Origin of the sequence: Corallococcus exercitus, from assembly GCF_003611585.1 — a bacterium.
GTDB lineage: Bacteria > Myxococcota > Myxococcia > Myxococcales > Myxococcaceae > Corallococcus > Corallococcus exercitus.
The window spans coordinates 1-12,722 of sequence record NZ_RAVW01000276.1; the positions used below are offsets into that span (position 1 = coordinate 1).

Here is a 12,722-nt window from a genome sequence, read left to right on the forward strand (position 1 = left end):
CAACAGCCCCCTGGGCACCAGCGTCTGGGGCCATCCATCGATGAGCGCTGGCGAGAGGAGCACGAAGGCGACGACGAAGACCGCCAACAACAGCAGCGTGCTGAAGACCTGCAATGAGACGTTGATGGAGAGCTGCCAGAACGTCTTGTCCACCTGCTGGTTGACGCTGTCGAGCGCCCCGCGAAGCACGCCGCGGCAGTAGCGGTCCTGCCCGGCGTCGAGGGCCGGAGGGGCGGCGGCTCCGCTCCCGGGCTCGTCCACGCGGGCGAGCCTGCGCACGCAGCGGGGCAGGGGGCCGCTCACCCTGTCCGGGCCGAGCCAGAGCTGGGCTCGGCCGTCCGACACCCGGCGCTCGAACTGCTGTTGGATCTCCAGCGCCCGGGGCACCAGCATGGACGCAGGCATCACGAGCAGCAGCAGCCCGTCCACCTCATGGATGAGCTCCCAGAAGGAGAAGGACCAGCGCCCCGCGGGCTTGTCCAGGCACCACCGGGCGGCGTCCAGCTTCTCCTGGCACTGCTCCAGGATGGCCCCGTCCTCGGCGGTGAGGTCCTCGCGGATCCGGCACAGCGCGAGGAGCGAGGCGTTGCTCTCCACCCTGGTCCAGAGCAGCTGGGTGGCCGACCCGAACCCCAGCCGACGGCGCCGGAAGCCCACGCGCTTCAGCAGCTCCGGCAGCGGAGAGTCAGGGAGCGTGTCGGTGGCCGCCATGAGGGACACATGGCCACGGCGCGAGCAGGTGACAACCCACCCGCTTCGCGCAGTGCGTCAATGTCATGCGTCACCGCGCTTAGGCCGTAAGAATTGATTAGCTGGAACAGTTGCTGCTACTCCCGGTGAACCTCCACCCCGGAAAGGTGCACCGTATGTCGCGTCGCTCCCGCATTGTCTCAAGATTTCTGTTCTCACCGCTGCTCGCGGCCACGTCGCTCGCCCTGGCCTGCGGCCCCGTCACCGACGAGCCTCCCGCGCCCGCCGAGGCGCCCGTCGAGGCGCCCGCCCAGGCGGCCCAGCCGCTTGCGGTGAGCGGCTTCGCGGAGATGCACCACCACATGTTCGCGGAGGAGGCGTTCGGCGGCGGGTGGTTCCACGGCAGCCACACCGGCACGCTCGCGAGCTGTGACGGCGGCATGCCGGAGAGCGACCACGCGCGTGTCCGCATGGACCTGCGCGACATGCTCAACCTCTGTCCCAACTCCGGCAGCGTGAACCTGAGCGGCATCCCCATCCTGTCCGACGTCTTCGGCGTGGGCGGGGCGGTGGCGTCGGAGGTCATCGGCCAGGTGGAGGGCACGGAGGGCGACACCGGCCTGCACCTGGGCCGCATGGAGACGCCCACCCAGTGGCCGCGCTGGGACACCATCGCGCATCAGCAGGCGTGGGAGGGCTGGCTCAACAAGGCCCGCCAGGGCGGCATGTCCCTCGTCATGGTGTCGCTGGTCAGCAACGAGTTCCTCTGCAAGGCGCTGCCGTACCAGAACCTCAAGCGGCCCTGTGACGAGATGATGGACGTGGACGTCCAGCTCCAGATGGCCCGCGACTTCGACGCGCGCACGGACTGGGCGGAGATCGCCCTGTCGCCCGCGCACGCCCGGCAGATCATCGCCTCCGGCAAGCTCGCCATGGTGCTCTCCATCGAGTCCAGCAAGCTCTTCGGCACCAAGGACTGGCGCGCGGAGCTGGACCGCGTCTATTCCCTGGGCGTGCGCTCGCTGCAGCCCGTGCACCAGCTGGACAACCGCTTTGGCGGCGCGGCCCCGCACAACGCCATCTTCCAGGTGGCCCAGTTCCTGGAGAACTGTCACATCGACACGGACTGCGGCCTCACGGGCAACGGCTTCACGCTCGGCTTCGACGTGGACGCCAACTGCCGCAACGTGAAGGGCCTCACCGCGGACGGCAAGGCGCTGGTCCAGGAGATGATGAACAAGGGAATGCTCATCGACATGGCCCACATGTCCGAGAAGAGCGTCCAGGACGCGTATGCCCTGGCCCAGGGGCGGACGTACTACCCGCTGTTCATCTCCCACGGTCACTTCCGCGAGGTGATGAACCCGGCCCTCGCCGCCAACGAGAAGACGACGCCGTCGTGGGTGGTCCGCTACGTGCGCCAGACGGGCGGCATGTTCGGCCTGCGCACCGCGCACGACGAGACGCGCGCCTACACCCGCACGACGGTGGCCAACACCTGCCAGGGCTCCACGCGCTCGCTGGCGCAGGCGTACGAGTTCGGCCGCCAGGGCCTCAAGGTCAACATGGGCTTCGGCGCGGACCTGAACGGCTTCATCCAGCAGACGCGCCCGCGCTTCGGTGACTTCGGCGCGTGCTCGGCGGGCTTCCGCGCGGAGGCGGACGCGCAGGAGGAGCAGCAGCGCACCGGCGGCCCGGCGCCCCTGGGCACCGACTTCGACGTGTACGGCCTGGCCCACGTGGGCCTCCTGCCGGACGTGGTGAAGGACCTGAAGCAGCTGGGCGTCAACACCTCGGGCCTGGAGGGCTCCGCGGAGAACTTCATCCGGATGTGGGAGCGCGCCAACAGCACCCGCACCGGCATGGCGGACGCGGCCAACGACATCGATACCAGCGGCGTCGCGGAGTACGTCTCCAAGGCCACCCGCGAGGCGGCGTACCCGAAGATCTGCGGCAAGGCCTACGCCCCCAGCACCAAGCTGGTGTCGGAGACGTGCCGCTTCGACCAGGAGTGCAAGTCCAACCTGTGCAATGCGATGGACGACTGCGGCGACATCCCGGGCGTCTGCACCTGCTCCACGGACTCGCACTGCGCCTCGAACCAGTTCTGCGGCTGGGGCACCAACGACGGCAAATGCGTGAACAAGCGGCCCAAGGGATCCATCTGCTCCTCTGGCCGCGAGTGCCAGTCCGGCAAGTGCTCGTGGCTGATGTGCACCTGAGCCTGAGCCGCCCGCGATGAAATGAAACGGCCCCCGGGATCCTCAGGATCCCGGGGGCCGTTTGCTTCAAGAGGCTCGAGAGCCTAGCGGAGCTGCAGGAACGAGAAGGACAGGCCCTGGTGCGTCGCCACCAGGTTGCCGCTCAGGTCCGTCAGCTCGCGGTAGTTCGTGGTGCCGCTGTTGTTGGTGAACTCGCTGAACACCATGCGGCCGTTCATCTCGTACAGGAAGGAGCTGCCCGTGCTGGCCGGCAGCGTGTCCACCAGCGTCGCGGGGGTGCCGGCGGCCGGGTCGAACTTCCACCACTTCCAGGCCACGGCGCTCGCCAGGGTGCGCGCGACCGTGTCCGCCTGGACCGGGTACAGGGTCTCATCCAGCACGCGCAGGTAGCCCGTGCCGTTGGGGCCCGCGAGCAGCGAGCCCGTGGCGCCGCCGTTCGTCAGCGTGCCCAGCTCCTTGAAGAAGGCCGCGTCGTACTTGTTCGTCACCGGGTCGAACTTCAGGAGGCAGGGGGTGGGCACGGTGGGGTTGGTGCCGGACACGCGCTTCTCCGCGGCGCCGTACGCCTCCGTCGCCAGGTACACCTGGTTGTCACTGCCCACGATGCCGTCACGCACGTAGCCGCAGCGGTCATCCTTCACCACCACCGCACTGTCGTTCGTGGTGTCCACCACGATGATGCCCGCCTGCTTGGTCACGGCCGCGCCCGCACGCCAGCCCAGCGGCATCAGCACCTTGGTGCCCACGCGCAGCGGGTTGGAGGCGAAGGTCGTCGTGCTCCCGCTGAGCGTCATGTCCGGCAGCGAGATGCTGTTCGTCAGCGTCATGTCCTTCGGGTTCCAGACGATGACCTGCGAGTTGCGGCCGTCGAAGTAGTAGGCCTTGGTCTCGGAGACGTACTGGAACTGGTTCTGGTACTCGCCGATGGCGGTGACGCCCTTGCCCGCGAAGCTGACCTCGCCGGTCTTCTCCAGCGTGTTGTTGGCCGTCAGGTTGTAGCGGGTGACGGTGCCGTTGGCGCTGCTGGAGACGAAGAGGGCGCCGGACTTCGAAACGCCGGAGCCCAGCGCGCGGCCGTTGACCTGCGTGGCGTTGGTCAGCGACAGCGGCGTGGCCGGGTCCAGCGTCTCCGTCAGGACGATGTAGCTCGTGGAGACACTGTCCACGTTCACCTGCGCGACGAACGCGTACATCGGCGTCGCCGTGCCCGCGTCCGTGCCTGCGTCGGTGCCGGCGTCGACCGACGTGCCGGAGTCCGGGGTCTTGTTGTCATCGTCGTCGTCGCTGCAAGCCGCCGCGGTGAAGGCGAGGGCGAGCGTCACCAGCAGGCGCGCGGAGGTGCGGAGGAAGGGTGAAGGCTTCAAGGGACTTCCCTTTCAGTGGGGTGTTGGGGGGCTGCGAAAGACGGAAGGGGCGCGGTGCTCAGCGCTCCAGCGTGAACTTGGCGGCGATGATCCGCCCGGGGCGCTGGACCCCGTAGAAGTCGAAGGTCCGGGCGTTGGTGACGTTCTGGAAGTCCAGCGTCCAGCTCAGCCGCGTCGTCATGTCGCGGATGACGTACGTGAGCGCCAGCGAGTGCGTGAGCTGGGAATCGACGCGCAGCTTCGACGCGTCGCTGCCCAGCTCCTCCCAGGAGAGGAGGAAGTCGTCCACGTAGCGCGTGCGCCAGGTGACGAGCAGCTCGTCCTGGAAGCGGAGCAGGTCGCTCACCCGCGCCTGGGCGCTGCCGTTGGCCGTCAGGTAGGGGCGGTTGGGAATGCGCTGTCCTTCGAACTCGGCGTAGGTGCCTTCGGAGGAGGTGTTGCGCAGGTCCTGATACGTGGCGTTGCCATCCAGGCTCAGGTAGCGGCCCGGCGACGTCCAGCCCACGCCGCCCAGCGCGCCCACCGCGCGGGACGCGAAGACGTTCTGGTAGGTGAAGGAGCTGCCGTTGCCGATGAGGACGATGAGCTGATCCGCCATGCGGGCGAAGCCGCCCACGCTGGCGCGGAAGCTGCCGGCGCGGCCGGGCTCGGACGCGTAGCTCAGGCCCAGGTTGAAGTTGTGGCTGGTCTCCGGCTGGAGCCCCAGGTTGTCGTCGATGAGCAGGCCGTCGCCGAAGATTTCATCCGGGCGGGGCAGCCGCGTCGCCCACTCGTAGGACGCCTTGGCGATGAGGTCGGGGGTGATGCGGAAGCGCAGGCTGTCGCCCACGCCCAGCTCGTGCGCGGTGCGGCCCACGTCCAGGAACTCCGCGCTGGCCAGCAGCTTCTCCGCCCGCACGTCCTGGAGGTAGTCCTTCCCGAAGGCGATGTTCTGCAGGCGCCCGTCGAAGGCCTCGAACTGGTACTCCAGGCCCGTCACCAGCGACGTCACGCCCCGGTCCCCGTTGAGCGGATCCGGCTGGTTGTTCGCCTGGAGCCGGCGGTCCTCGCCCGTGCGAGCCACGTAGGTGGGGGCGAGCGCGAGCCGCAGCGTGTGGGCCCCGTTGGGAACGGGCGTCCAGGCCGCCTGGAGGCGCGCGAAGGCGACGTGCTGGTTGACGTAGCGCTCCGCGCCGCCTTCGGTGATTTCCCCCGGCTGGGGCAGGGTGAGGAAGCAGCGGCCATACCAGTCGTAGGCGCACGTGCCGATGTCCAGGAACCGGTTGCGGCGGAACGTGTACCCGCCCACGGCGTCCACGGTGAGGCCCGGCTCGTAGCTCTGCGCGAAGCGCAGGGTGGCGCCCGCGGAGCCCTCGGCGGTGGTCACCTCGCCGTAGGGGGACTCCATGTTGACGTCGTTCTGGATGTCCCGGCCGGCGGCGTTGATGAAGCCGCGCAGCAGCAGGCGCCGGGCCCAGGGCTTGTCCACGAAGCCGGCTTCGATGCTCGCCCCGCCCGCGCGGTAGCCGTCGTGGAAGCGGCGCACCTCCACGGGGGCGAGCTTGCCCAGGTCGTTGGGCACCTCCACGTTGACGGGATAGTTGTTGCGCGCGTCGTCGTAGAAGCCGTGCACGCGCACCAGCAGGCCGGTGGACTCCTGGAGGTGGCGGGCGCTCGCGGTGAAGCGGTGCGTGTCGAAGGAGGCCAGCTCGTAGGAGCCCGACACGGCCGAGCCGCGCACGTCCTGGTCGGTGACGAGCTCCACCGCGCCGCCCAGCACGTCCGCGCCGAAGCGGATGGGCACCACGCCGGTGTAGACCTCCATCTGCTGCACCAGGTTCACCGGCACGTTCGCCAGGCCCGGGCCGTAGCCCGCGAACTCCAGCGGAACGCCATCGATGAAGAAGCGCACCTGGTCATCCGACAGGCCCGCGATGGAGATGCGCGCGGTGCTGCCCAGGCCGCCCGTGCGGCGCACGTCCACGCCCTCGGTGCGCGACAGCGTGGTGCCCAGGTCGGCGGACTCCATGCTGGCCTGCTCCAGCTCGATGACCTGCACGGCCTCCGCGGACTTGCGGCGCCGCTCGGCGCGCGTCTCGCCCACGGCGGTGACCTCGACGTCCTCCTGGTACTCCGTCGGAGCCTCGTCCTGGGACGCCGCGGCCGTGGGTGCGCTCGACAGCGCGGGAGGCGGCGTGGCGGCCACGGCCTTGGAGCGGCCGGGGAGCTGGAAGACGTAGGTGTACGTGACGCGCGCGGGCGCCGCGACGCCGTTGCGCTTCGCGGGCGTGAAGCGGAACTGGAGCGCCGCGGTGCGAGCGGCCTCGTCGAAGCCGTGGCCCACGGGCTCCATCACCTCCGCCTGGGTCACCACGCCCTGCGTGTCCACGCGCAGGCGCAGGCGCACGTTCGCCTCCAGCCGCGCGCGCTCCGCCTCCTCGGGGTAGGGCGCCTCCACGGTGTGGAGCAGCTTGGGCAGCTCGATGACGGGCTCGGCCGGCGCGGTGGAAGCGGGCGCCTGCGCCGGCGTCTCCGCGGGCGGTGTGGCGGCAGGTGCCTCCGTCGCCGGAGGCGTCGCTCCCTCGCCCTCCGTCCGCGCCGTGCCCGCGTGCGCGAGGCCACCGAAACAAACGGAGGACAGCAGCGCCACGCCCACCTGGGACCGCCACCGCCGCTTCGCCTTCATTGCGATTATGAAAATGGTTATCAATTTCAACGGCGCGACGTTTAGCCGCTCGATATCCGGGCTGTCAAGGCTGCAGGGCAAGTCAGGCAGCGCGGTCCTGGGGGGCGCGCACGGTGGTGTGCAGGCCGTCCGCGACGCGGAACGCGAGCTGGAGCGCCTGATCCGCGTTGAGGCGTGGATCGCAGTGCGTGTGGTAGCGGTCGGAGAGGTCGTCCTCGGACACGTCCAGCGGTCCGCCCAGGCACTCGGTGACGTCCTGGCCGGTCATCTCCAGGTGGAGGCCCCCGGGGTGGACGCCCTCGGCGGCGGCGACCTGGAGGAAACCCATCACCTCCGCGAGGATCCGCTCCAGCGAGCGCGTCTTGTAGCCGTTGCTGGCCTTGTGCGTGTTGCCGTGCATCGGGTCGATGGACCACACCACGGGGCTGCCGTGGCGCCGGGTGGCGGCCATCAGCCGGGGCAGGCGCGCGGCGACCTGATCCGAACCGAAGCGCCCGATGAGCGTGAGCTTCCCCGGGATGCCCTGCGGGTTGAGCGTGTCGATGAGGCGCACCAGGTCGTCCGGCTCCATCGTGGGACCGCACTTGAGCCCGATGGGGTTCTGGATGCCGCGCATGAACTCCACGTGACCGCCGTCCAGCTGGCGGGTGCGTTCGCCAATCCAGAGCATGTGCGCGGACGTGTCGTACCAGCCGCCCGTCGCCTCGTCGGCGCGGGTCATGGCCTGTTCGACGTTGAGGAGCAGGGCCTCGTGGCTGGTGAAGAAGTCCACGGGACGCACGGCGCCTTCGGCCTCCGGCCGGTGGCCCAGCAGCCGGGTGAGGTCCTTGTAGCCCTCGCGCGCGAAGGCCCGCACCAGCTGCAGCGTCTCCGCGGACTGGTGGTACGCGCGCAGGAGGCGCTTGGGGTCGGGTGTGCGCTCGCGCGCGTCGAAGTCCATGCCGTTGATGATGTCGCCGCGGTAGCTGGGCAGGGTGACGCCGTTGACGGTCTCCGTGGCGTTGGAGCGCGGCTTGGCGAACTGGCCCGCGATGCGGCCCACCTTCACCACCGGGCAGCCGCCCGCGAACGTGAGCACGCCCGCCATCTGGAGCAGGAGCTGGAAGGTGCCGCGCACGTTCTCCGCGGAGAACTCCTTGAAGCTCTCCGCGCAGTCGCCGCCCTGGAGGAGGAAGGCCTTGCCCTCGGCGACCTGGCCCAGGGCTTCACGCAGGCGGCGGGTCTCTTCGGCGTGCACCAGGGGCGGCAGCCGCGCCAGCTCCGCTTCCACGCGCGCCAGGGCGGTGGGGTCCGGATAGTCGTCGGGGATGTAGCGGACCGGCTTCGCTCGCCAGGAGGAGGGGGACCAGGAGGGATTCGTCACGGGAGCGCCGTCACTTTCGGGGGCAGGATTCCCTGCGCGACGCAGGAGTCGAGATAGCGGTGGAGGAGCGTCCGGTCGGTGGGAGGGCAGCGGACGTCGGTGCCTTCCAGCGCGGCCAGCAGCCGTTCGCAGCGGATGGGGCCCAGGCCGAAGGCCGGCGTGGAGTCCCCGCCGCGCAGGTCGAAGAACGCGAGCGTGGCGTCGTGGCCGCCCGAGCCCTTCGCGACGCGGTCGCGCCATTCCGGCACGGGACACAGGTCCAGCGGGTAGCCGTAGTCGCGCACCCAGCCGAACAGCTCCGACAGCCGGACCTCCGCCGCGGGCGTCACGTTGAACACCGCGCCCGGATGCGACCCGCGCGCGAGCTGGACGATGGCGCTGGCGACGAAGTCCACCGGCGTCCAGACCTCGCCCACGTCCAGGAGGGGCAGGGCGCGGACCGGCAATCCCGCGAGCACGATGCGCCACACCAGGTCCTGCGTGTTGATGAGCGCGGTGTCTGGCGCGCCCACCACGCGGCCCAGGCGGTACACCGTCGCGGGCAGGCCGCGCTCGGAGGCCTGTTGCACCAGCCGCTCCGCGATCCACTTGCTCTGCTGGTAGCCGTCGCGCAGGCCGGGGTGCGCGGGGACGAAGGCCTCCGGCACGTCCGGGGACAGGTTCGCCTGCGGCGCCACCGCCAGCGTGGACACGTAGTGGAAGGGCTTCGGGCGGACGGAGGCGGCCAGCTTCAGCAGCTCGCGCGTGCCGCGAACGTTGACGCCCTGGAGGCTGCCGTACTCGCGCACGACGCTGACCACGGCGGCGTTGTGGATGACGGCGTCGCACTCGGCGGCGAGCCCGCGGAAGCGCGCGGCGTCCAGGCCCAGGAGGGGCAGGGAGAGGTCCGCCGGAAGCGCCAGCACCCGCGCCTCCAAACCCGTCACAGGCAGCTTCTGGCCGGCCAGCGCCGAGCGCAGCCGCTCCATCCCCTGCGCCTCGTCCTTCGCGCGCACGGGGCAGATGATGCGCGCGTCTGTCCTGATCAGGAACTGGTGGAGCAGGTGCGCGCCGACGAAGCCGGTGGCACCCGTGAGGAGGACCTGACGGAAGCCATGGCCCCGGTGCGGCAGCTCGCGCGCCCAGGCCTCGGCGGTGGTGGAGGGGACGACGTCCTCGCCCAGCTCCGCGTCCGCGAGCATCGCGGGCGTGAGGCCACCGGGCTCCGTGCCGCCCGTGCTTCCGCCCTGGAGCGCCTGAGCGAGGCCGGAGACGGTGGGGTGCTTGAAGACGGTGGCCACGGGGACTTCGCGGCCCACGGCGATGCCCAGCCGGTTGGCCACCTGGATGCTCTGGAGGGACTGGCCGCCCAGCTCGAAGAAGTCGTCCTGGAGCGACGAGGCGGCGCGGCCCAGCACCTGCTCCCAGACCTCCAGCACCGTGCGCTCCATGGGTGTGGCGGACGCGAGCAGCGCTGCGCTCTCATCCGGTGGCAGCGCGTTCTTGAGCGCGTTGCGATCGATCTTCCCGGTGCTGGTGCGCGGCAGCCGCTCCGCGAAGGCGAAGGCCCCGGGCACCATGGGGGCGGGGAGCGCCGCGAGCAGGTGCTTGCGCAGCTCCGCGGGCGAGGGTTCGGGCGAGGCCACCAGGTGCGCGCACAGCCGGCGTGACCCGCCGGGCAGCACCTGACCGACGACAGCGGCCTCACGGATACCAGGGTACTTCAGCAACACGGTTTCGACTTCGCCCGGGTCGATGCGGTGGCCGCTGATCTTGAACTCGTCGTCCACGCGGCCCACGAACACGAGCTGGCCGTCGTCGCGCACGCGCACCTTGTCGCCGGTGCGGTAGGCGCGGGGCGTTCCCTCCACCACGTCCAGCCGGGTGAAGCGGGCGGCATCCAGCTCCGGTCGGCCCAGGTAGCCGCGAGCGAGCGCGCCGCCCATCAGGCACAGCTCGCCCTCCTTGCCAGGAGCGGCCAGCCGTCCCTGCGGAGTGACGACCGCGGCGATGACGCCAGGAAGCGGACGGCCGATGGGGACCTCGTCGCCGGACGGCAGGGCGTCAGGCCCCGCGAGCGCGGCGACGGTGGCGACGACGGTGGCCTCGGTGGGGCCGTAGGTGTTGAGCAGGCGCACGCGGTCGCCCGCGACGTCCCGCCAGCGGGCGATGCGCTCCGGCAATGCCGCCTCACCGCCGATGATGACGGTGCGAAGGGCATCGGGCAGGCGTGCCGCGCCGGTGGACAGGCTGTAGGCCAGCTCGTGCCAGAATGCTGTGGGCAGGTCGAGCACGGTGATGCCCGCTTCCGAGCACGCCTCCATCAGGCGTGGCACCGACTGGAGCATCTCGTCCGTGCGCAGCACCAGCCGCGCACCCGCGCACAGCGTGACGAAGATCTCCTCCACGCTGGCATCGAAGTGGAGCGGAGCGAACTGGAGCACCCGGTCCTCGGGACCGACGCCGTACCGCTGCGTCGCGCCCGCGATGAAGTGGGCGAGGGCCCCATGCGTGATCTGCACACCGTTGGGCTGCCCCGTGGAGCCGGACGTGTAGATGACATACGCGAGCCGGGACTCTGCGCTATCGCGTGCTCCCAGCTGGTCAGTGGGGTCCACGGCTGTGGCCGAGGCCTTCCGGGTGGACACGCTGTTGTCAGCGGTGAGCACCCGCAGGTTGGCGTTCTCTGTCGCCGAGGTGTCACGCTGCTTCAGGTGCTGAACCACGAGGACGCCGCGCGCGGTCGGATCCGCGTCGGGCGCGGGGCGCTCGGACACCACCATCACGGCGGGACGTGAGTCCTCCAGGATGGCCGCGTTGCGCGTGGCCGGACCGGCCGGGTCGATGGGCAGATAGCCCGCACCCGCGAACAGGACACCCAGGCTCGACACGATGGCGTCGATGCCCCGGGGGACCCTCACCGCGACCGCCGTGTCGGGCCGCACGCCCGCTTCCGTCAGGCGCGAGGCCAGGGCCTGGGACGCCGACAGCAGCTCGCGGTACGTCATCCGCCAGCGGCCATGCTCCAGCGCGACCGCGTCCGGCCGGACCTCGGCCTGGGCCTTCAGCAACTCCAGCACGGGGCGCACCGGAGGCACTGGCCCGCCATCCAGCACGGAGCCCACCGCGCCCGTGCCCGACGCGGAACGCCGCACCGGCTGCTCGGGCCTGGCGAGCAGCGACTCCAGCAGCTGGAGGAACCCGCGCTGATGCTCCGCGAGCGTGGCCTCCGTGTAGCAAGCGGGGTTCGCATCCAGGTCCACGCGCAGGCCCGTCCCACCCGACCGAGCATGGAAGCCGAACGACAGGTCCTCCACCGGCCCCGCGGAGATGTTGTGCGCCGTGCCCGGCACGCCCGCGAAGTCCAGGGCGTAGTCGAACGGCATGATGTTGACGACGGGACCAAACAGCTTGCGCTGCCCACCCACGAGGCGCAGGTCGCGGCGCAGCTGCTCGTAGCGGTAGCGCAGGTGCGGACGCGCGGCCTTCATCTCCGCCGTCACGTCGCGAGCCAGCACGTACAGCCCCGCATCCGGCCGCACGGCGATGCGCAGCGGCACGATGTTCATGGCCATGCACGGCACACGCAGGGACGCCGAACCCAGTCGGCCCATCACCGGCAGGCCCAGCACGGCCTCCGCCGCGCCCGTGCGCTGGTGCAGGTAGCTGGCCGTCACCGCCAGCACCAGGTCGGACCAGCTCACGCCCGCCTGCTTCGCGCCCGCCTGCAACGCCGCCATCAGCTCCGGCCGCAGCTGCTCCGAGCGCCGCAGGAATCGCGGCGACATGGGCGCCGCCTCCGCGAGCAGCGGAGGCACCGGCGCGTCCTCGAAGCGTCCCACCCAGAAGTCGCGGTCCTTCTGGAACTGGGGACCGCTCCGGTACGCGACGTCTTCATCCAGCACGGGCCCCAGCCGGCTGAACCCCGCCGGCGCGGCCTTGCCCGTTGCTTCCGCCGTGTAGAGTTCCGCCACGCGCCGGGCGAGCAGCGAGAAGCCATAGCCATCCATGGCGATGTGGTGGATGCGCTGGAACCAGAAGGACCGCTCCGGCCCCACGGTGAGCAGCGCCTGCGCGAACAGCGGTCCCGTCGCCAGGTCCACCGTGCGGCCCAGGTCCTTCCACATCCACTCCTGCGCGGCGGCCCAGGGGTCGGCCTCACCGCTCAGGTCCACCCGCTGGAGCGTCCAGTCCGTCCCTGCGTCGATGCGCTGGGCCGGCCCTTCCGCCCCCGCGACGAAGCGCGAGTGCAGCGCGTCCGCGTCCGCCACCGCCTTGCGAAGGGCGGACTCGAAGCGCACCGGATCCACCGCGCCCCGGAACTCGATGCACTCCCCGGCGTTGTAGACAGGGCTCCGCGGGTCGAGCTGTTGCCCCACCCAGATGCCGTGCTGGGCCGCGGTCAGCGGGCGGTGGTCCTGGGATGGGGGGAGCATGAC

6 protein-coding genes are annotated in these 12,722 nt (G+C 70.8%); 1 reads left to right on the forward strand and 5 read right to left on the reverse strand.

The window, feature by feature from the left end:
* On the reverse strand, positions 1 to 711 hold a 711-nt coding region (locus tag D7W79_RS28150), incomplete at its 3' end, for a hypothetical protein (protein WP_147442089.1).
* A gap of 155 nt (positions 712 to 866) precedes the next feature.
* Here D7W79_RS28150 and D7W79_RS28155 point away from each other — a divergent pair.
* A complete protein-coding gene (locus D7W79_RS28155; protein WP_120528482.1) occupies positions 867 to 2,912 on the forward strand; it encodes a membrane dipeptidase in 2,046 nt (681 codons plus the stop codon).
* An 83-nt stretch (positions 2,913 to 2,995) separates the two neighbouring features.
* On the opposite strand, the gene D7W79_RS28160 is transcribed toward D7W79_RS28155, so the two are convergent.
* The 4 genes from D7W79_RS28160 to mxcG form a co-directional block, all read right to left on the reverse strand.
* Complete coding sequence (locus D7W79_RS28160; RefSeq protein WP_120528483.1) at positions 2,996 to 4,276, reverse strand: DUF4374 domain-containing protein; 1,281 nt, start codon at positions 4,274 to 4,276, stop codon at positions 2,996 to 2,998.
* Positions 4,277 to 4,334: 58 nt separating this feature from the next.
* Positions 4,335 to 6,941, reverse strand: coding sequence for a TonB-dependent siderophore myxochelin receptor MxcH (gene mxcH, locus D7W79_RS28165; RefSeq protein ID WP_244222005.1), 2,607 nt, complete (start codon positions 6,939 to 6,941; stop codon positions 4,335 to 4,337).
* An 82-nt stretch (positions 6,942 to 7,023) separates the two neighbouring features.
* Positions 7,024 to 8,304: a 3-deoxy-7-phosphoheptulonate synthase class II gene (locus tag D7W79_RS28170; protein ID WP_120528485.1), complete on the reverse strand. Its 1,281-nt coding sequence runs from the start codon at positions 8,302 to 8,304 to the stop codon at positions 7,024 to 7,026.
* Positions 8,301 to 12,719 (reverse strand): myxochelin non-ribosomal peptide synthetase MxcG, encoded by a 4,419-nt coding sequence (gene mxcG / locus D7W79_RS28175; protein WP_120528486.1) that lies wholly within the window; start codon positions 12,717 to 12,719, stop codon positions 8,301 to 8,303. Before mxcG ends, D7W79_RS28170 begins: the two co-directional genes overlap by 4 nt.
* Positions 12,720 to 12,722: the final 3 nt, after the last annotated feature.